This window comes from Exiguobacterium sp. s149, assembly GCF_018618395.1.
In the GTDB taxonomy this organism is placed as follows: domain Bacteria; phylum Bacillota; class Bacilli; order Exiguobacteriales; family Exiguobacteriaceae; genus Exiguobacterium; species Exiguobacterium chiriqhucha.
Genome location: NZ_JACSLZ010000003.1, coordinates 16,687 through 36,325, shown reverse-complemented (window position 1 = coordinate 36,325; position 19,639 = coordinate 16,687). Strand labels below are relative to the sequence as shown.

25 protein-coding genes and 1 riboswitch are annotated in these 19,639 nt (G+C 53.5%); of the genes, 7 read left to right on the top strand and 18 right to left on the bottom strand.

Features of this window, described 5'->3' with window-relative positions; all coding sequences use genetic code 11:
- Nucleotides 1-16 precede the first annotated feature (16 nt).
- The 3 genes from KNP81_RS05130 to KNP81_RS05120 all read right to left on the bottom strand — a co-directional run bounded on the left by KNP81_RS05130 (nucleotide 17) and on the right by KNP81_RS05120 (nucleotide 2,597).
- Nucleotides 17-556, bottom strand: coding sequence for a ribonuclease FAU-1 family protein (locus tag KNP81_RS05130; protein ID WP_214718912.1), 540 nt, complete (start codon nucleotides 554-556; stop codon nucleotides 17-19).
- A gap of 64 nt (nucleotides 557-620) precedes the next feature.
- The gene (locus KNP81_RS05125; RefSeq protein WP_214718911.1) at nucleotides 621-1,673 is read right to left on the bottom strand and encodes a DUF58 domain-containing protein; all 1,053 of its coding nucleotides are present in this window, start codon (nucleotides 1,671-1,673) and stop codon (nucleotides 621-623) included.
- Nucleotides 1,674-1,676: 3 nt separating this feature from the next.
- Nucleotides 1,677-2,597 carry an AAA family ATPase gene (locus KNP81_RS05120; protein WP_214718910.1) on the bottom strand — a complete coding sequence of 307 codons (921 nt, stop codon included), beginning with the start codon at nucleotides 2,595-2,597 and terminating at the stop codon, nucleotides 1,677-1,679.
- A 98-nt stretch (nucleotides 2,598-2,695) separates the two neighbouring features.
- Between KNP81_RS05120 and KNP81_RS05115 the strand changes: the two genes are divergently transcribed.
- Nucleotides 2,696-3,391, top strand: a complete 696-nt coding sequence (locus KNP81_RS05115) for a hypothetical protein (protein ID WP_214718909.1) — start codon at nucleotides 2,696-2,698, stop codon at nucleotides 3,389-3,391.
- A gap of 92 nt (nucleotides 3,392-3,483) precedes the next feature.
- Nucleotides 3,484-4,230: a hypothetical protein gene (locus KNP81_RS05110; RefSeq protein ID WP_214718908.1), complete on the top strand. Its 747-nt coding sequence runs from the start codon at nucleotides 3,484-3,486 to the stop codon at nucleotides 4,228-4,230.
- A gap of 1 nt (nucleotide 4,231) precedes the next feature.
- Here KNP81_RS05110 and KNP81_RS05105 read toward each other — a convergent pair whose 3' ends face one another.
- Entirely contained in the window at nucleotides 4,232-5,200 is a 969-nt protein-coding gene (locus KNP81_RS05105) for an aminoglycoside phosphotransferase family protein (protein ID WP_214718906.1), read from the bottom strand.
- Between the two features lie 42 nt (nucleotides 5,201-5,242).
- On the opposite strand from KNP81_RS05105, the gene KNP81_RS05100 reads away from it, so the two are divergent.
- The 3 genes from KNP81_RS05100 (at nucleotide 5,243) to KNP81_RS05090 (ending at nucleotide 6,570) form a co-directional block, all read left to right on the top strand.
- Nucleotides 5,243-5,563: a hypothetical protein gene (locus tag KNP81_RS05100; protein ID WP_214718904.1), complete on the top strand. Its 321-nt coding sequence runs from the start codon at nucleotides 5,243-5,245 to the stop codon at nucleotides 5,561-5,563.
- 24 nt (nucleotides 5,564-5,587) lie between these two features.
- A riboswitch (TPP riboswitch) is annotated at nucleotides 5,588-5,686 on the top strand.
- 65 nt (nucleotides 5,687-5,751) lie between these two features.
- The gene (gene thiW, locus KNP81_RS05095) at nucleotides 5,752-6,240 is read left to right on the top strand and encodes an energy coupling factor transporter S component ThiW (RefSeq protein ID WP_214718902.1); all 489 of its coding nucleotides are present in this window, start codon (nucleotides 5,752-5,754) and stop codon (nucleotides 6,238-6,240) included.
- Nucleotides 6,241-6,303: 63 nt separating this feature from the next.
- Complete coding sequence (locus KNP81_RS05090) at nucleotides 6,304-6,570, top strand: hypothetical protein (protein WP_214718900.1); 267 nt, start codon at nucleotides 6,304-6,306, stop codon at nucleotides 6,568-6,570.
- Here the strand turns inward: KNP81_RS05090 and KNP81_RS05085 are convergent.
- Nucleotides 6,565-7,044, bottom strand: coding sequence for a GNAT family N-acetyltransferase (locus KNP81_RS05085; RefSeq protein WP_214718898.1), 480 nt, complete (start codon nucleotides 7,042-7,044; stop codon nucleotides 6,565-6,567). The genes KNP81_RS05090 and KNP81_RS05085 overlap by 6 nt on opposite strands.
- On the bottom strand, nucleotides 7,026-7,526 hold the full coding sequence (locus KNP81_RS05080; protein WP_214718896.1) for a YcxB family protein: 501 nt from the start codon (nucleotides 7,524-7,526) through the stop codon (nucleotides 7,026-7,028). The genes KNP81_RS05085 and KNP81_RS05080 overlap by 19 nt, the downstream gene beginning before the upstream one ends.
- A 92-nt stretch (nucleotides 7,527-7,618) precedes the next feature.
- Between KNP81_RS05080 and KNP81_RS05075 the strand changes: the two genes are divergently transcribed.
- Both KNP81_RS05075 and KNP81_RS05070 read left to right on the top strand, forming a co-directional pair.
- A complete protein-coding gene (locus KNP81_RS05075; protein WP_214718894.1) occupies nucleotides 7,619-8,017 on the top strand; it encodes a VOC family protein in 399 nt (132 codons plus the stop codon).
- A gap of 113 nt (nucleotides 8,018-8,130) precedes the next feature.
- A complete protein-coding gene (locus KNP81_RS05070; protein ID WP_214718892.1) occupies nucleotides 8,131-9,960 on the top strand; it encodes an LTA synthase family protein in 1,830 nt (609 codons plus the stop codon).
- A 19-nt stretch (nucleotides 9,961-9,979) separates the two neighbouring features.
- Here the strand turns inward: KNP81_RS05070 and KNP81_RS05065 are convergent, their stop codons facing one another.
- The 12 genes from KNP81_RS05065 to KNP81_RS05015 form a co-directional block, all read right to left on the bottom strand.
- Complete coding sequence (locus KNP81_RS05065) at nucleotides 9,980-10,864, bottom strand: VOC family protein (RefSeq protein ID WP_214718885.1); 885 nt, start codon at nucleotides 10,862-10,864, stop codon at nucleotides 9,980-9,982.
- Between the two features lie 14 nt (nucleotides 10,865-10,878).
- Nucleotides 10,879-11,163: a putative quinol monooxygenase gene (locus tag KNP81_RS05060; protein WP_029594448.1), complete on the bottom strand. Its 285-nt coding sequence runs from the start codon at nucleotides 11,161-11,163 to the stop codon at nucleotides 10,879-10,881.
- 102 nt (nucleotides 11,164-11,265) lie between these two features.
- Nucleotides 11,266-12,723 carry a methyl-accepting chemotaxis protein gene (locus KNP81_RS05055; protein WP_034779733.1) on the bottom strand — a complete coding sequence of 486 codons (1,458 nt, stop codon included), beginning with the start codon at nucleotides 12,721-12,723 and terminating at the stop codon, nucleotides 11,266-11,268.
- A 147-nt stretch (nucleotides 12,724-12,870) separates the two neighbouring features.
- Nucleotides 12,871-15,531 (bottom strand): MMPL family transporter, encoded by a 2,661-nt coding sequence (locus KNP81_RS05050; RefSeq protein ID WP_214718883.1) that lies wholly within the window; start codon nucleotides 15,529-15,531, stop codon nucleotides 12,871-12,873.
- A gap of 3 nt (nucleotides 15,532-15,534) precedes the next feature.
- Nucleotides 15,535-15,978 (bottom strand): MarR family winged helix-turn-helix transcriptional regulator, encoded by a 444-nt coding sequence (locus tag KNP81_RS05045; RefSeq protein ID WP_021065862.1) that lies wholly within the window; start codon nucleotides 15,976-15,978, stop codon nucleotides 15,535-15,537.
- 85 nt (nucleotides 15,979-16,063) lie between these two features.
- A complete protein-coding gene (locus KNP81_RS05040; protein WP_214718882.1) occupies nucleotides 16,064-16,567 on the bottom strand; it encodes a GNAT family N-acetyltransferase in 504 nt (167 codons plus the stop codon).
- Nucleotides 16,555-17,028, bottom strand: coding sequence for a YfbM family protein (locus KNP81_RS05035; RefSeq protein ID WP_214718881.1), 474 nt, complete (start codon nucleotides 17,026-17,028; stop codon nucleotides 16,555-16,557). The genes KNP81_RS05040 and KNP81_RS05035 overlap by 13 nt, the downstream gene beginning before the upstream one ends.
- 71 nt (nucleotides 17,029-17,099) lie before the next feature.
- Nucleotides 17,100-17,810 carry an FAD-dependent oxidoreductase gene (locus tag KNP81_RS05030; RefSeq protein ID WP_353048076.1) on the bottom strand — a complete coding sequence of 237 codons (711 nt, stop codon included), beginning with the start codon at nucleotides 17,808-17,810 and terminating at the stop codon, nucleotides 17,100-17,102.
- Nucleotides 17,753-18,031, bottom strand: coding sequence for an NAD(P)-binding protein (locus KNP81_RS15235; RefSeq protein ID WP_251130281.1), 279 nt, complete (start codon nucleotides 18,029-18,031; stop codon nucleotides 17,753-17,755). The genes KNP81_RS05030 and KNP81_RS15235 overlap by 58 nt, the downstream gene beginning before the upstream one ends.
- Before the next feature lie 68 nt (nucleotides 18,032-18,099).
- On the bottom strand, nucleotides 18,100-18,786 hold the full coding sequence (locus tag KNP81_RS05025) for a DUF975 family protein (protein ID WP_214718880.1): 687 nt from the start codon (nucleotides 18,784-18,786) through the stop codon (nucleotides 18,100-18,102).
- A gap of 95 nt (nucleotides 18,787-18,881) precedes the next feature.
- Nucleotides 18,882-19,088: a helix-turn-helix domain-containing protein gene (locus KNP81_RS05020; RefSeq protein ID WP_021065857.1), complete on the bottom strand. Its 207-nt coding sequence runs from the start codon at nucleotides 19,086-19,088 to the stop codon at nucleotides 18,882-18,884.
- Nucleotides 19,089-19,098: 10 nt separating this feature from the next.
- A complete protein-coding gene (locus KNP81_RS05015; RefSeq protein ID WP_214711172.1) occupies nucleotides 19,099-19,578 on the bottom strand; it encodes a DUF2975 domain-containing protein in 480 nt (159 codons plus the stop codon).
- Nucleotides 19,579-19,639 lie beyond the last annotated feature (61 nt).

The window sequence follows — 19,639 nt, the reverse complement described above, 5'->3', positions numbered from 1 at the left end:
AAAGGGAACAGGCCGTTCAAAGTTTTTGCTTCAACTCGGTGTAATGTCCGTTCGCCAAGTCGAAATAGACGAAGTCCCCACGTTCAATCCGGTCGAGCGTCGCATGGAAGTCACGCCAGCCCTGCTCGACGAGCTCCGGCGTCAGTTCTCCGGCCTCCGTCGCTTCCTCGAACTCGTCCTCGTCTTTGCGGACGACGTCCCCGTTCGGGAAGATGAGGATGTCGAGCAACAAGTCGTCCATATACGGGATTCCGTCCTCATATCCAATCGCTTCGACAATATCGATGTACCATTGAACGATGTGCCCTTCATCATTAAACATGACGGTCACACCGAACGGCTCGTCGTCCGGGAAATATTGGAGCCAGCTGTAACCGGCATCGGCGACGATGAACTCTTCTCCCTTGTGCATCTTATATTGAGGTGCGCGGACCGCATCGATTTGAAACAAGGCGACGGTCCCGGAGAAACGGTCATCATGTACCTCCATTTGCGCGTAGCGATGTTGCAAAATCCGTTCCCAGTCTCGACGATTGGCAAATTTCCGTTTTGGCATATGTCTCTCTCCTTTTGACCCAATTCATACGTAAAGAGTTCGCCAAAATCCGACATTTCCCTGTTCAATCGTACAGATTGTGTTGATTGAACGAGACGAGGTGGCTTTGCTTCAATCTTTTTCGCTCGACCATCCGGGTAAAAGCATCGGTCGAGATGAACCGGTTGCCTGGGTGGATGGTCGCCAACTGCAGCAAGATGAATCGTATGCCGCGCTCACCTTCCTGAAGCGGGACATGGAGCATCGTCCCATCCTCATTGAATCGATTCAAGAACAACTCGATTTTGCAGTCCTCTTTTAACAGGCGCGATGTGACGAAGGCGGTTTGGCTGATGAGCGATTCGAAGTCGTGATGGAGCGTATAACCGGACGGACCATTCAAATCCAAGGCGAACGTGAACGTATCGAGCGTCGTCTGTTGAAATACTTTTGACTGCAGTCGTCCGAGTTTGGCGGTCGCGTACCAATCGATCTCCTTCACCGGTTCCCCTTCATACGGTTTCGACCCGATTAGTTGCAACGGATTTCGAAGCGGTGACGCCAAGAGCGGCCGGTCCCCGAGCGCTAACCGTTTCGTCCCGACCGGTGGATGCAACAGGAGCGATGGAAGGACGGTCCACTCTATATCGACCGGTCGTTCATATAAATACGTCCCGAGTCGGAACGGGAGCGTGACGGCGATGACGCATTCCTCGAACGTGGCTGGTCCGCGATACTCAGCGCGCACGACCAATTCGTGGCGGGCGCGACTGACATCGACCTCATAGTCGAGCACGTTCGGAAGGCGCTCATGCGCCGGAAAGCTTATTCCCGAGCTCGACTTCAGGCGAATCCGTAGCGGTAGTCCGAGCCGATCCAACTCGTCCACCCCATCGACCACTAACACGATCCGGCTCTCATCTCCGACAAACAGCAATTCTTCGTATTGCGTGAACCGGAGATCGATGTGCCGCTCGAGTTGTTGCCGCGTCCGCTCGAGCATCCAAATCGCACTCGCTACAATGAAACATAGATAGCCCAACCCATAGACGTACGGGAAGAACACGAGCATGGCTCCGCTCACGAGATATATAGGGAGGAGCCGGCGCTGCAACCAAGCGTGCGTGGACAGGATCATCCGTCAGCCCTCGACCGGCACGGGCACGGTGTCTAAAATGTGTGCGATGACGTTCGCTTTCGTCGACTTGATGCCGCCTTCGAGCGTCAAGCTGATCCGATGGGCGAGGACGTACGGCGCCACGGCTTTGACGTCTTCCGGGATGACGTACAGTCGGCCGGCCAAATAGGCATAGCTTTGACAAGCGCGGAGCAGCGCGATCGCGCCGCGTGGGCTGACTCCGACCTCGACGGACGCGTGTGCCCGGGTCGCATGGACGAGACCGAGCATATAGTCGAGGACATCGTCCTGAATCGCGACTTGTCTCGTCTCGGCCTGCGCTTCTTGCAGCGAGGCGAGTGACGTCACGGCCTCGATGTGTTTGCGGGTCTCGGTCAACACTTGCAACAACAGTTCTCGCTCTTCGGCGGCTTCCGGATAGCCGACCGGAATCGAGATGAGGAATCGGTCGAGCTGCGCGTCTGGGAGCGGGAACGTCCCGGCCGATTCAATCGGGTTCTGCGTCGCGATGACGAAGAACGGTTTCGGCATCGGATAAGTCTTCCCGCCGATTGAGACTTGTCGTTCTTCCATCGCTTCAAGCAGCGCGGACTGGGTGCGCGGGACGGCCCGGTTGATTTCATCAATCAGGACGATGTTCGCGAAAATCGGACCTTGCCGATGGTCAAAGCCTTGCGTCTGCATGTTGAAGTAGTCGGTCCCGATGACGTCGGACGGGAGCAAGTCGGCTGTGAATTGGATGCGCGAGAATGATCCATCAAAACTGCCGGCAATCGCTTTGGCGAGCAACGTCTTCCCCGTGCCCGGAACGTCCTCAAGCAAGATGTGCCCTTCGGCGAGAAGGGCCGTGCAGCAGAGCCGGACGACCTCATCTTTTCCTAAATACACTTCATTCAACTGTTTAATGACTGCTTCGATTCCCATGTCGTTCCCCTCCGTTAGTATATGTCTTATTCGAAGTTTACCTGTTTATGGTAATATAGACAATAAATAGTCTGAACATTCTGGTAAGGAGGTAGAACATGAAGTGGTCGTCTCGATTTATCGGGTTCTTGATTGTGACAGCTTGTCTCGTTGTGATGTTTGTCTTTGTCAGCAAGGAGACGTTCAGTTGGTTTCAAACGATTAACACCTCATCTCCAGTTAGCGTGACCGAGATGGGCAGAGAAGAAGATGAGAATCCTCCACCAAAAGATGGTATTGATTTAGGTTCGACCGATGAGCCTGGAAAAGCTGGAGAACGGCAAGAGAAGCAAGACATGCTCAAATTCAAATTTGGTAGCGGGAATGGTGATGCCCCCGGCGGACTCGGCACATTGTTCGCCTTCCTCGCCGCCATCGGGTTGACCGTCTATGGCGTGCATCGATGGCTGCGTCGTCGACGGTGGGAAAGATTCACGTTCTCGTCTAGGCCGGATGCTCCGGTGCCACTGTCCCTCAACGCGGACGCCTCGATCGAGGCACAGACGTTCCCGCTGCTCACGAATATCGAACTGAGAGATTGGCTCATCACGTTCAACGCCTCACTCGCCCCTGAGCTAAAGCTTCAGACGAATGAGACGCTCATCGACTGGTTCGAGCGCATCGAACTGACGGACATCGACGCCTCGCTCTATCATCTGATTCGCTATGGGGCCGCATCCGAGCATGACATCCCGGTCGAGCAGCAACAAAGGTTTCACGAGGCACTCGACCGCTACTTACAGCGACACCCCTGAACGAGAAAGTACCCAGGTTCTCACAAAGACGTAAACGTGCTACGCTCATTGATAATAGGGAAAAAATGTAACTTTCTTAGGAGGTTTGATTAATGAAACGCCTAGGCTTGCTCGGATTCAGTGTGTTCTTGCTTACCGGATGCACGGATCCAGTCGAGAAACCAATCGTCCCGGCTGATACAAACGAGCCATCGTCCGAAGAAATCACCACATGGACGCGCGAAGACTTCAAGGACGTGTTCGACCAATACGAAAAAGTCCCGCCGCTCTTGAAGGCCCTCGAGAACGATGGAATCACCCCTTTCCGCGAGACGTTCGAGCACGTCGTCATCGCCGGCGACGGCATCCATCATACATACGCCGATATCCATCCGTTCAAACTCGACGACGGCACTTATGCCACCATCTATGAGAGTGAAAATGGAGACATCGCCAACGGTCCCGAGTCGGTCGCGCCGCTGTTTTGGCAAGAAGCGTCGTTCCTTCAATTCGTCGAAGAGATTGAGAAACGAAAATACGGAACGAGTGCCCCGCCGACGGACGTCGTCTTGACACAAGACGAGTTCCAGGCGCTCTATAACCACCACGCCTATACGTCCGCGCTCATCGTCGAGCTCGACGAATGGGGCGTACAAGTGGCGCGCGACCCGCTCGAAGATGTCATCATCGCTGGGAACGGGGTCAAGGAAGTGAAGGCCGATTTAATCGTCTTTGAAGTCGAGGGCGGTTACGCCATCGTCTACGACCAAGACGGTGAGATCTTCAAAGGGCCGGAGTCGATTGCCCCGCTGTTTTGGAACGAGACGGATTACGAAACCTTACTTCAGAAGCATGAATGACTTATCGGACGCGTCGTTTCAAGTCCCGGTACTCGAGTAACAAGTTGAGCCATTGCGCCGGCTTATCGCTCGACGCTGCCGCATTGTGCCGATATTTTGTCACGTACAGGTACCACGACAAGGCCCGGTAGACGCAACCGAGCTCCTCGGCAATCAACAGATGGCGCCAAAGCACGTCGTCGGATGCGACGCCGCTCCACGCTTCTAAGTAAACCGCGCGCATCGTTTGAATCTGTTCATACCAGGCGACCTCGTCCTCTTCCGGCAATACGTCGTACAGCGCGTTCCAATACACACGCACGCTGAAAAACGGATGCGTGACGGTCGCGTCGCCCCAGTCGAGGATACACAAATCGTTCGTCCGTTCCCGCCAGAAGATATTACCGCCGTGCAAATCACCGTGCTCGAGGCTCATCGGCATCCCGGTCGCGAGCTCGTCACACATGGCAATCAGTTCGTCTTCAAGCACAAGTATGGCCTCGGCTTGGTATGGCTCGAGCCCGGCACAGAGCTCAGGCAGATACGTTTGAATTTCATCCTTCAACTTGGCCGGTCGCCGGTCCGGGAGGCCGTAAGACAAATAGGTCTCGATTTGGTCGATTTCCTGGCGCTGCAGTTGTGCGTATTGGCGCAACGCGGTTTCATATCGACTCACGTCCGGCCGTTCACGTAACGCCGCTCCGCCGATATCTCGCATGAGCAACCAGTTTCGGGCTGAATCGATGGCGATGACGTCAGGGACGACACCCGGATGCCGCTCGGCTAGAAACGCCGACAGATTGGCTTCACCGCGGCTGATGTCGGTCACCGCTTTGGCGAAGTAACGTTCCGCGTCGACCTGGCCAACAACCAAATACGTCAAATCGATGTCTTTGACGACGTGCCATGTCGCACTCGGCACGTTTGCGTCAATCCATCGTTCGAACCGTTCACGAAACGCTCGGTCACGCCATGGAATTGCCTGACTCATCCTGTTCACCCTTTCTTTCATCATCTCCTAGGAGGAAACGATATGGACGTTGTGTATTACTCATACCCGGTCGATGCCATCTTGTATATGTATTTAGGGGCGACGGCCGTCGTCAGTGTCCTCATCGGGCTACTCGTCTGGCGTCTGTTCAAGCGCCGGGACATCGGCTTTTGGACAACGCTTGTCATCAGCTTCATCGGGCTGTCGTTCGCGCTCGTCTGGTTTCAAAACGCTTCCGTCGCCGTGTTCATGGGGACACTCCCATGGTTAATCAATCTCGTCTTCTCCCTTTTGTTATACGGCCTGTTCGTCGGCACGATCTATGTCACGTTCCGACCAAGAAAGCTCGACCGCATCAAATGACGGTATGCTATACTTAACGTAATAAACGACCACTAGGGGAGCCTTCGGGCTGAGACGGCATGCGCCGGACCCTTCGAACCTGATCTGGCTCATACCAGCGTAGGGAAGTGGTGTGGGATTCGTCTGTCTTTCCACGCCACTTTTCCACTTGGAGAAGTGGCGTTTTCATTTCGAAAGGAGACTTATTCATGCGAATTCAACAACTCACTTGGATGGCGATGCTCGTCGCCATCGCCGTCATCGGTTCCCTGTTCATCTCGATTCCGACCGGTGTCGCCCGTGCTTATCCGATTCAACATATGGTGAACGTTATCGCCGCCGTCACCGTCGGACCGATCGGGGCCGTGCTCGTCGCGTTCGTGACCGGACTCGTCCGTGTCATGACCGGTACTGGATCGCTCCTCGCGTTCCCTGGTGGTATGATTGGCGCACTGCTCGCCGGTATCTTTTATATGAGGACGAACCGCGTAGCCTTCGCCGCATGTGGTGAAGTCATCGGGACTGGCCTCATCGCTTCGCTCGTCGCCGTCCCGTATGCCAAGTTATTGATGGGGAGCGAGTTCGGGGCGCTGTTCTTCTTCCCAGCTTTCCTTGCCTCGAGTGTGACTGGGGCCGTGCTCGGCTGGATCGTCTTGGCTCGGGTCAAGCAATTGCGACCGCTCACGGCGAAGCGATAAATACTTCCCTCCCACCGATAGTAAATGGTAAAATCAGGATATCAGATATTAGGAGGTCATTTCTTGAATCGATTGACGCTATTATTGGCGGCCACCGCTTGCCTGTTCATGTCCGGTCTCTTGTACACGCTCGAACGCATCGCCACGTTCACCCGCTGGAATGCTCAGATTGCGACGGGCACGTTTTCCAGCGAGCCGATGTTCGTCGATGTGTTGCTTCAAAACGTGTTCATCTCGATTTTCGGAGTGGCCGCGATCGTTCTCTTTTTCAAAGCGGGCAGTGCTGTCCAAAATACATCGTCCACAAAAGCAGGGACGGCCGACTTATGACGGCTGTCCCTGTTTGACGTGATACACCCAAATCTCTTCCCCGTTTGCCTCATCAATCAAGCCGCTGTCGACAAATCCACCCTTCGCATAAAATCGTTTCGCCGGTTCGTTCGTCGGATGGAGACTGAGGATGAGGTCATCCACATCGAATCGCTCTTGAATCCACACGAGTGCCAACTGTAAAAAGCGTGACCCGATTCCTTTCCCTTGCTCTGTCACATCGATCATAAATCGATCGAGCCAGATGTAACGCTCCATCTTGTTCTCGGCCCCAATCATCATGAAGCCGACGGGATGCTCATCGCGACAAAGCGCATAGCACTGCCACGCATATTTGACATCGGTTTCCATCTCGCGAAGCGATTCGGCGTTTGTTTCGATAAAGCGAGCTTGGTCAGAAGCGACGGTCAAGGCGACAACAGCCTCCCGGTTCGTGTCATCGACAAGTTGAATCGTCAGCGTATCGGCAGCCATCGGCGCACCTCTTCCATGTCCAGTCCGCGCTTCGGCAAAATATAGGCGCTGACCGAGGAGTTGTATAGATACACATAATCGTCCTCCTCGACGACTTCCTTGATTCCTGCCCATGACACACGCGTCTCGCCGAACTCATTTAAATCGCGCAGACCAGTCTCCTCCAAATCCATCGTGTGGGGGCCAATCATGCCTTCGTTGCTGCGTTCGTCGATGAGACGCCGCGTCTGCTTCCGGACGTGCCGTTCAAAGTATTTCGGATAATACAGGAACCAAAGAATGCTCGCGATTCCGTATATGCCATATAGCCACCAGTCCGTCTCTTGGAGCCACGTCGCCAGCACGAAAGCAGCGCCTAAAAAGATAAGTGGTCCGATGATTCGCTGTAAGAGGATCATCCGCTTTCCTGTTTTCGAACGTTTAATATGGCTCAAGTTGAACCGGATATAGTCGTCTTCTGTCAATTCGTATTGGATTTTCATCATCATTCCTCCTCGGTGTCCTATACGTCTCACGTGAAGAAAAGTTCCGTTCAGAACGTTGATTGGATAAACTAAAAGAAAGGAGTGACATCATGAAACGAATCCACCATCTCTGCATCCAAACGCCCGACTATGAGGCATCCAAACGATTTTATGAGGCGCTCGGCTTCGAGCTCGTCCAAGAGTCACCCGACTTCCACAGCCGAGCGTTCAACAGCTGGCTCAAACTTGGCGATTTCTATATCGAGCTTCAAACGGCAAAAGTCGACGAGACGTTGTCTCCTTATTCAAAGCACGTGGCCGGCCCGGTCCACTTCGCGCTTTATGTCGATGACCTCGAAGCGGAAGTGACACGGCTAGAATCACTTGGCGTGACGTTCCTACCAAAGCACGGCGGGAACATCTACTTCGTCGTTGACGGTCATTTGAGTAAATTAAAAGCCCCGGAAGGCACGATTATCGAGCTCCGGGACACGTTTGTCATCAAGTGAGGCGCTGCCTCGCTTTTTTTATTGCCAAAATCGCACACCCTCATGTTTTTCGCCGTCTTCGAACAGGTACAAGACAGAGAACACACTTTGTCCGTAACGTTTGGAGGCCTTTCATGAAATATCTCGATTATTGGAGTTACTTATCGCTCTCCCTCGCCAAGCTGTTCCTATTCAGTCTATTGACGGCGAGCGCGTTCGACCTGCGCTTTTTGTTCATCAATCTAGCGACCATCTTGATGATGACGAGTTGGGCGCTACTCATAAAACAACAGACGCGCCGCTGGATTTTGTTCGCGTCGCTGTTTCTGCACAGCACGCTCCTCATCTCGGACGTCTGGTACTACCGCTATTTCGGTAACTTGCTGTCGGCCGCCCTACTGTCTGATATCGGCCAGATGGGAGACGTCGGGGGCGGCTTTCTGACACTGATTCAAGCGCCCGACTTCATCTTGTTCACGGACTTGCTCGTCTACGCGGCTGTCCTCCTCTATATGAAGCGACACCCCATCACGGAACCGAAACGTCTCGGTCGCCGTTTGGCGGTCGCCGGTTTTCTTGTCGGCTTCATCGTCTTTACCGTCCCGACCGTCGTTCATTACGCCGAAACAGATCACCGGAAAAGCTCGATTTCGAACATGCGCGAGTATTATCAGCTCGGCTTTTGGGGCTATCACGGCCTCGATGCATTCCGCGGCATTCAGGACGCCCTTCATCTCGGTGACGACCTGACAGAACGGGAGCGCAGCCAAATCGAAGCGTTGGCGACCGAACCAGTTGACGCCACAGTCGATACGAACGTCATCGTCGTCCAACTCGAGTCGTTCCAAGCGTCCGTAATCGGCCAGACGGTCAACGGGCAAGAACTGACGCCGAATCTGAATGCGCTCCGCGATGAAATGCTGTATTTCCCGAATTTTTATCATCAGACGCACGAGGGACGGACGTCTGATGCGGAATTCACCGTCAACGCTTCGCTCTATCCTGTCAAATCAGGTTCGGTGTACACGCAGTATGCGACGAACACGTTTGACGCCTTGCCTGAGCAGTTAAGACGAGCCGGCTATGATACGGCCGCGATGCATGCGTTCGACAAGGAGTTTTGGAATCGTGCCAACTTCTATGAGCAAATTGGCTACAACCACTTCTTCCACCAAGACGATTATCCGGCCAATCCGGTCATCGGTATGGCCGTCGGCGACAAGGAGTTCCTGACGACGTCAGTCGACCATTTGGACACGTTGGACGAGCCGTTCTATTCCTTCATGGTCGCGTTGACGAGCCATACGCCATATGAGATTCCGGACGAGGAGAAACGATTGGATTTGTCGGGGTACGACGACTCGCTCCTCGAGGACTATTACCACACAGTCCACTACAGCGATGCCGCCGTCGGTCTTATGGTCGAACAATTGAAAGCAGACGAGAAGTGGGACAACACCCTCGTCGTCTTTTATGGTGACCACGACAGCGGATTGACCGCTGCCGGTGACGAGATGGCCGTAAAAGCAGATGCCGACTCCACGGTCGAGTTGTTCCAGCTTGACCGCTCCGTCCCGTTATTCATCAAACCGGCCGGGCTCGAACGAGGTCAGACGGTGCAGGCGAGCGGCGGGCAAGTCGACCTGGCCCCGACCATCCTCGATTTGCTCGGGATGACACCGACGTACATGCTTGGAAATTCGCTCCTCGATGATGAGCCCAATTTGACCGTGTTCCGGAACGGCTCGTTCCGCTACGACGACCTCTATTTTGTCCCGGATTTGACAGAGCCGGTCGGTGGCGGCATGTGTTATTCGGTCGAGACCGGTGATGACTTACCGCTTCAAGCATGTGAACCATACATTGACGAGGCCGCCGAACAGCTTCGTTTATCCGATACAATGATTGAGAAGGACGCCCTGTCCGACTTCACAGCAAACGACAAACAAGCCGCCCCGAAGTAATTGGGACGGCTTGTTTTGGTCAGTAGACGTTTCGTAAAGCGGCGACATCGATTTTCTTCATCGGCAAGAACGCTTGCGTCACGCGCGCCAATTGTTCCTTTGTTCCGGTCGTCAGCATCTCTTCCATCTCCCACGGCACGATTTGCCAGAAGACACCATACCGGTCTTGGAGCCAGCCGCACTGTTCCGCTTCCGGGACGGCCGACAGCTTGGCCCAGTACTCGTCAATCTCGGCTTGCGACTCACAAAATGCGATCAGCGACTGCATCTCATTGAAGGCGAATTGATGATTCTCCGCGCTGTCCATGGCGACGAACTCGCGTCCGGACAAGACGAAGCGGGCGTAATTGAGCTTCCCTTCCAACTCTGGACCGTCTGTCGCTTCGTAACGAATCATATGGTCTTCGAGCACGTAAGAATCCGGGAAGATAGAAATCCAGTCATTCATCGCCGCCTCAGCGCGGCCGAAGACGTCCCCAACGAATAAAAAGCATGGGGTCACCGTCTGGATGTCCATCCCGCCGCTATGCATGATTTGCCAGGAGACACCGTACTTGTCTTTCAACCAGCCGTAGCGCTCACTAAAATCATACGTGTCGAGCGGCATGAGCACCTCTGCCCCCTCCACAAGCTCGTTCCACAGCGTCTCCACTTCTTCCAACGTCGGAAACGTGACCATGTACGAGATGGACGGGTTGCGTTCCTTCAGCGGACCAGCACCGAGCAGTTGAAAGAACTGTCCCGCCAGCGAGACGGTCGCAATCGTCGTCTCACCTGATGGCGTATCCGTCAGTTTCGTCGTATAGTCGATGAATGAATCGGGGAACTTCGACACATACCACTCCGCAATCGCCTCGACGTCGCCTTCGAACCAAATGCACGGGATAATCGGTTGAGTAATCATAATCCTTTCTCCTTTCAGACTTCACGCAGACGGTACACGTCACGGACGGCGAGTAGCGTCTCAGCTGCCTTTCGGTATGCTTGGTAATGTGGTGAGTTGATGTGATGGTCAAGCGCCATCTCGTCTTCGTACTTTTCATAGAACACGAACGTGCCCGGGGCATCGATTGACTCATGGAGCACATACGTCAGGCACCCCTTCTCTTGTCGCGACGGAGGAATGACCTCATCGAGCGCTTGCCGCAACTCGTCCTCTTTCCCCGGATGTGCCTTCAAAATAGCGGTGATTGTAATTGCCATATGCGATTCCTCCTCATTTTAGGACTGACGCAAAACTGTTCCCGTTTTGGAAGAGATGTATACGCAAATGGACACGCCTATTTGTAAAGGCGTGTCCATCGTTTAGACGAGTTCGTTCGCAATCTCGTTCAGTTCTTCAATTTGATCTTTCAACGAAGCTAACGCTTCTTGCTGTGACATCGTCAGCACATGAACGTCTTGACTGTTCACTTCGAGCGCTGTCATTAGTGCCGACATTTGGGAAGTCACTTGGTGAACTTTGTTCAGTTCTGATGCGACGACTTGGAGCTGTGTCGACGTCTCATCCACGGTGCTTGCGACCGTTCCTGTCGTTTGGATCATGGAGAGAATCGATGTCCCGCTCTTACGGACTTGTTCTTCCTGCGTCGATAAACGTTCTGTACTACCGTCGATTGCACGTTCCGTCACTTGCACCTCCTGCATGACGAGTTGGATAATATCATTGATTTGAGATGAGGCTTGGGCCGTTTGAGCCGATAGATTCCGAATTTCGGACGCGACGACTGCAAATCCTTTTCCGTGTTCCCCCGCTCGCGCTGCTTCAATTGAAGCGTTGAGCGACAGCAGGTTTGTCTGAGACGAAATCTGCTGGATCGTACCCGTGATGGTCCGCACTTCTTGGAAACGCTCCGCCAATCCTTTAAACGCATGATTGACTTCACTGATACTTAAGTTCAGTTCAGCGAGCGACCGTTCTGTCGAGTCCATATTTTCATGCGATACATGAGCGTCCTGCAAGACCCCACTCACTTGAGACGTCGTCTCCTGGAGCTGTTGTTGCATCCGCTCAAACGCCTGTACAGTTGAACGAATTTGCGAAGCGACGTTTTGAATCAGACCTGCTTGTTCCGACGTCCGTTTCGTCATCAAACCGATTTGTTCTGTCACTTGCTCCGAAGCATTTGTGACAGAGTCGACTGAATCATTCATCGTGAAGACGGCCCCATGAAGTGTGGTCGCACTCGCTGTCGTCTTCGCCATCGTTAGCTCGATTTCGCTAGCGTGTTGTTCTGACTTTTCTTGTTGCGTGAACGTCTCATGTAACAACTTCGCACCAAAGAATGACACAAAGTATGCGCCAGACAAAGCCATTGTGAGCACAGTGAACCAAATGACGAGATCGAGCGGCGTTTCAAATGAAAAGCGCCCAATCAATACAGCTCCGACCGATACGATAAGCGCGAGAATGCTGCCGTACAGCACAAGATGCCGATTCAAGTACATCAACATCAATACGATATACAGAAAGACGATATTTTGAATCGCAGTACCTGGCAGCGTCAAGATAATTGCTGAAGCTGCAATGTACATCAACGTGACGAGCCCATACTTCAACCAAGTATGTTCCACATAGAAGCGATGGCCCAGCCACGATGCGGCTTGAATGACACCACCTATCAGAATAAAATTGACTGCGCCTTGCCCCGCGAGCTCCCCCATCCAATACAAAACACCCATGATCGGATAAGAGAGGAAAAATAAAATAATCACCATGCGCGATACAAACAACGAACTCATTTTTTCAAAATGATTCACCATAATTGTTGCCTACTTTCAATAGAATAAAGATCTATATTATATTTCGGCGTATTTTTATTAATCTCAAGTCCGTCTTTCTCCATTTCGCTGACATTGACTTAACAAATAAAAACAGCACAACAATTGTTGTGCTGTCCATCGCAAAATTTAGTCTCTATCTTTACTTTTTTGTTTAAATGGCCACCATACCCCGTCCCCGAACGATACGGTGATCGCTGGGATGAGCAGTGGCAACACAATCAATCCGTATAACAACAGCCCGGTGATGACGATCGTCGCAATCTGGACGAGACTGAGCACGCCAGACGGGATCATCGCCCCGAACGTCCCAGCGAGGATGACGGCCGCGGTCATGATGACCGTCCCCATCTTCGTCATCGAATGGACGAGCGCATCGCGAACCGTCATCCCGTTGATCGACTCCTCGCGGAACCGGTCGAGCAGGAAAATCGAATAGTCGATGCCGAGGGCGATCAACATGACGAACCCGAAGAACGGAACAGCCCAACTGATGCCGTCATAACCGAGTCCTTCGACGAAGATGAGCTCCGTGATGGCCGCCGACGTGTAATACGTCAGTAAGAGCGAGCCGATCATATAGAGCGGCATGACCATCGAACGGAATAACACCGTCAAGACGAGGAACAACGTAACGAGCATGATGGCGACCGTCCGATTGAAGTCGTTCGTCGACGTCTCATTCAAGTCGCTGTTAATGCTCGAGATACCGGCATATCCGATTGTCGCATCCTCGAACGGCGTATCGGTGACGACCCGGTCCATCGTCGCTTTCACGGTCTCGACCGTGTCAATCGCTTCCGGCGAATATGGGTCCATCTCGAGGATGACCTCGAGCTGTGTCGCCGTCCCGTCGTCAAACACGTAGCGCTCGACCGCCGGGGCGAACTCCTCTGACGTGAGCGTCCCTTCCGGTAGATAGACGCCCGTATCGCGCAGGCTGTCCGAGCTACTCAGGTCTGATAAGAATGCTGCCGCTTCATTGATGCCGGTCTCGATTTGAGCGAGCCCTGCGTTCGCTTCACCGACACCTGCAGCGAGTTGTCCGAGACCCGTTCCGAGTTCTCCGGCTTGGGCACCTTGTGCCGTCAACGTAGATGCTGCCTCGTTAATGCCTGCCGCGATTTGACCGAGACCGGCCGACACTTGCCCGAGCTGCGTTACGGTCGCAGGAATGTTTTGCGTCGCCGTGAGTCCTTGGCCAATCAGATCGAGCTGAGCGTTCAATTGACCAAGTCCCGCTGCCGCTTCCGCGAGCGGGGCGCCGGCATTCGTTGAACCGGCCGGTAATTGGCCAACGACGGCGTTAAGCCCAGATTCGACTTGCGCGAGTCCGTCCTGGACGTCACCGAGACCAGTCTCGGCTTCCGTCAGTCCTGCGCTCACTTGTTCGAGCTGGGTGTCGACGTAAAAGTCATCGATGACGTCACCGGTCGGACGCGTCACGGAACGGACGCCGCTCACCCCGTCGACGTTTTCAAGTTCACTCGAGAACTTCTCGATGTACGGGATGTCCGTTTCGGACAGCGTGCCATCTTGTTTCAAAATGACTTGGACCGGCAGCGACTCCCCTTGTCCGAATCCTTCTGAAATCAAGTTGAGGCCGCGCACGGAATCATAATCGTCACCGATCTCGTCGACCGTATTGAACGATCGGGCATCGTCGTACGTGAACAACACCGGTACGGTGATCAACGCGACGACGAGAATCGAAACGAACGGTCGATTGACCGACAGACGGCTGAATCCGGCCCAGAGACGGCTGTCGTGATGTTCGCCCGCCTTCTTCGATGGCCAGAACAAACGATGCTTGAGCGTCGCCATAAAGAACGGCACGACCGTGAAGAGAATGAGCAAGAGCACGGCAATCCCGACCGCGACGGCGACGGCTGATTTGAAGATTGGAAAATCGGCGAAACCGATGGCCGCAAAGCCGACGAACACGGCAAGACCGCTGATGAGGACTGTCCGCCCTGCTGTCTTGTACGTGTTGACGATGGCATCTTCAATCGCGTGGCCCGCGCCGAGCTCTTCTTTATACCGGCTGAGCAGCAAAATACAATAGTCGGTTCCAATCCCGAACAAGATGGCCACGAGGAAAATCTGCGTGTAGTTCGAGACCGGGAAGCCAAACCAATCGACGAAGAATGCGACGAACGATTGGCTCAATAAATACGTGAATCCGACCGCGATGAGCGGGATGAACGGCGTCACGATTGAACGGAACACGAGCAGGAGAAGTCCGAAAATGAGGACGACCGTGATGATTTCCGTCTTCTTCAAGCCTTCCTGCGCACTCAAGTTCACATCGTTGTTGATGATTTCTTCACCTGTGATGTAGACCGTCTCGTCTTCCGGGAGAATGTTTGCCCGCACGTCGTCCGCGAAGGCGTTGATGTCTTCCATCGACCCTTCGACCGTGATTGGGACGAGCACGATGCGGCCGTCCTCCGAGACGAGCTGTGCTTCCGTCTCTTCATTTTCAAACGGGTCGAGTACGTCTTTGACGACCGTGTCGTTTTGTTTCATCTCGCCGATGACCCGGGAAATATCGGCCCGTTCGGCATCACCGAGCGTTTCGAACTCATAGACGAGCGAGATCGTCTTATCGCTCTTTCCGGCGGCGTTCAAGATGTCCTGCGCCCGCTGCGAGTCCATGTCCTCGGATAATTGGAAGCTGCCGGCTTGTTCGGCTTGCTTCGTCAAGTTCGGCGCCACCACAAACAAGGCGGCCGTCAAGACGATGAGACCGATCAAGATGCCCCAGCGCCATTGGATGATTTTATGCACGTGTTATTCCTCCCCAATTCGAAGCAGCTGTTTAATTTTCCGGAACGTCCGGACGAACTGTTCGATTTCTGTCTCTTCGATGTTTCCGTCGAGCAACGATTCAACGTAACGGTAGACGGCCGCATCCGCTTCTTCGACGATGCGATGTCCGGCTTCCGTCAACTCGATCAACCGCTCGCGCTGGTCATGCCCGCGTCGACTGACGACGAGCTCTTTGTCGACGAGCTTTTTTAACCGGTTGGAGACGGCGCTCTTATGAACTCCTTGTTTTTGGGCCAACTGGCCGGCTTGAATCGGACCGAACTGTTCGAGCAGCTTGAGCAACTGCAGTTGTTCCCGCGAATAGTCATGCCAGACGTCACCGTCCATCGCCTCGATGACATGCTCCGCACCTTGGAACATGACCTCTTCGAACAACTGGACGGCTTCCCGCATCAATTCTTTCATTTTGGTTTACCCCCTAAACTAGATAAAGATAGTTTATGCCCTAAACTATCAACCGTCAACTAAAACGACCGACGAAGTCGGTCCTTCATCGGTCAAATTGATATACATATTCATAAAACGTCAGCGTTTGTCCTGCCCATTCCAGCTGTCGCGCCTCGCCGTCACGTCTAAAGCCGGCACGCACTAATACGCGCTGGGACGCCACGTTGTCGCTCGTCGTCTCGGCTCTCAATCGTTTGAATCCAGGCAACTCGAACGTCAGCAATTGGCGCAGGGCCGCCGTCGCGTACCCGCGTCCCTCATGCTCCGCTCCGACCCGGTACCCGACCTCGCCGGTGTCGGCATCGGTGTGATGGACGTTCAGACGCCCGACGATTGTGCCATCACACCACATCAAATAATAGCATCCGTCCCCATTCGTCTGCTCGCTCAACAGGTGCTGCAACGCCTGATGGAACGATTCCGGCTCGTAGTAGGCGTTGCCACGGCTCGGGACCGTGCGTTCGAAATGTGTGCGATTCGCGCACTCGAACGCATACAGCAACGTCTCATCTTGAAGACGTAACGCCTTTACGCTTACCCGATCCATGTGACGAGCGCCTCCCGTTCTCGCGACGCCTGGGCGAAGACACGTTTCAACTCATCGAACTGGTCCAATAAGTACTGTTTTTCCTCGAGTCCCCACTCACGTTCAAACGGATACAGTTCCTGCTCGTTCATCGTCGTGACATCATAGCGCGCTTCTAGCGCCTCCAGCTCGATGTATTGAAGCCGGGTCGACAAGTCCTCCACTTCTCCCGGCGTCAAATAAGCGATGCCCGTCTCCTCGTCGATAACGTCGCCGCCGAAGACTGCCTTCCCGAGCGAATGACGGTCAATCTCGTCCAAATCGGTCTCCCCGGTCAATAAAAAATAAAGGCCGTGCCACGCCTTATCGATATCGGTCTGCCGTTCCTCATCTTCTAACAGTCGCTCGAAACGCTCCGGCTCTTGAAGCAGTGCTGTCAACTCTTCAACCGATACCCGCATGTATGCGCCAACCATCCCCATGTCTGATTCCCCTCTCCAATTCATATGTCTGACTATTCGGCACGGTCATGAAAAAACCTTCCGAAGAAGGTTTAACGCATCGCTTCCGCGACACGGAGTCCTGAGACGTACGCGCTCTCGAACCGAGTCCGGCCTGAAGTGTCATCCGGCTCGAGGAAGACGTCACCGGCCAAGAAAATCGGCTCGTCACGCAATCGATGGTAAGGCTCGTTCCAGACGTCGGTCGCCTGCGCATAGCGCCACCGTTTCAACTGCCTCGATTGAATCACCGCCGACCCTGTCACCGTTTGCAACAGACGCTCAATCTCACGAAGCGTGTCTTCGTCCGCTCGTTCATACCACTCCTCGCTCCACGACTCGTCCATGTAGACGCTGACGAGTTCGGTCGCCGAGATGCCTTTTTGGCGGTTGTTGATGATTTTCAACAGACCCGGTGCCAAGTCCGTATCGAGAATCCCGTCCGGACCGATGGCAATCTCACTACTGAACTCGAACAAGCCGACAAACGTCGGGGCGTAAGTCAATTCACGCAACGCCGCATCGACTGAAAAGTCTGTGAGCAAGTCGAGCGTCTGCGGAAGCGGCGACGTGATGAGGAGACGATCATACTGTCGCGTCGTCACATCCGTCTGGACGCTGACCTGACCATCTCGTGTCGTGACCGTCTCGGCCCATTCGTTCAAATGGACGGTCAATCCGTCAGACAACCGTTTGGCCAAGGTGTTCATCCCGTCGACGGCGACGTAACGAGGATACGGGTCGGCGTCCAGACTTTCACCCACCCTTTTGTCTTCCAGTCGGCGACATCTTGTTTGAGTTCTTCCCCTCGTACGGTGAAATAGACTGCTCCGTGATCGGCTTTGCCGTCTCCGAGCCGTCTCGTCGCCAAGCGTCCCCCGACGCTCCGACTCTTTTCAATCAATTCAACTGTATGACCGTGACGGGCGAGCTCGCGTGCTGCGACAATCCCGCTCAATCCCGCTCCGATAATGCCGATGTTCATGTCCATTCCCCCTTCTGTCAGGAAGATTGTATCATGACCGAGGACTTATACGCCGGAACCGATGCGCTTCAGGCCGAACGATTCCACTGCGCATCATACTCGATTCGTGCGTGTTCATACATGACAGCGAAACGACTGACGATGAACGGGCGAATCAGTGTCAAGGCAACGAGGTAAATCCACGATCCGAGAAACATCATGTCGAGTTGTATGAAAAAAATCCAACCAACTAGATACATCGGGATGAATGGCAAAATCAACTTGAATGCCTCCCACTTTCGTCCGCGCATCAACGTCCGTGATTTCGTGATCGCCTCCGTGATGGACAGCTCGGGTTCGTCACGCAAAATAAAGAAAGTGAAGGCGTACGAGAAGTACTTCACGATGCCCGGTACAAGCAGTAAAAATGACCATAGCACTTGGAACAACATGACGAGCAGTGGGGCGAGCAAATGTTTCACGTAGCGATGTCGGAACGGCGTAAGGACATCGCGTAACGACATCGACTTCCCACGGATTGTTTCTAACATCACCCAGTTATAACCGACGAGGACCGGGAGCAACCCGGCGTATAAGATGAGACCCGCTAGGCTAATAAATGTGAGTGCCAATGTATCATACTCGAATCCGTAATAATACGGGTCCATCATCAATCCAACTTCTAATACAATCGAGCATACAAATGACCAGAGGATCAATGTACCAGTCTTCCCTTTTATTGCGGTGCGCGCCCGATCATTCCATACCTGGACCATCTTGTTTCCCCTTTTCGTTCTTCTTTCCTGTCTTATACGCAACGTGATGGAAAACGTTTCAAACTCCACAAAAAACAGGGCAATCGCCCTGTCCATCACTCTTCCCGATATTCTAAAATGTCGCCCGGCTGACAGTCGAGCGCCTGACAGATTGCTTCGAGCGTCGAGAAACGAATCGCTTTCGCTTTGCCGGTCTTTAAAATCGACAAGTTCGCCATCGTGATACCCACTTTTTCAGACAGCTCGGTCACACTCATCTTTCGTTTCGCCAACATTACGTCAAGATTTACGATAATCGCCATATATCTCACCTCAGACCGTCAAATCATTTTCTTGCTTCATGTCGATGGCACGCTTCAATAGTTTCTGTAACAGTTCCGCAAATACGGCGACGACGAACGCGGCAAACACAAAGACGAGCCCGATGAGAAGAAACCCAGGCGCATCATCTCGCTCGGCGAACCAGTAGAAGAAAGGGAGCGTCCCGATATAGACGGCCGTGATCGCCAGCGCACAATACTTGATCGTGCGGAGTGATTGGACAGCTCGATACGAGAACCCTTCGTCGCGGTCAATCAACCGTAGCAGCATGAACGCTTGAAACAACGCAATGAAGAACGGGATGGCCGATACGTACATGCCAATCACAATCGGACGAATCGAGTCCTCAATCCAACTCCCACTCTCGACCGCCTCGCGCCAAATGTACGGAAGCAACAACAAGCAGGCCGCCACAATCGGGACAGCCAGAACGAATACGGCCAACCGTAAAAAAACCGTCTCTCGTTTCATGATTCAGACACCTCACCTCGTTTGATACCTTCATCATAATCTTATTTTTATCGTTTATCAA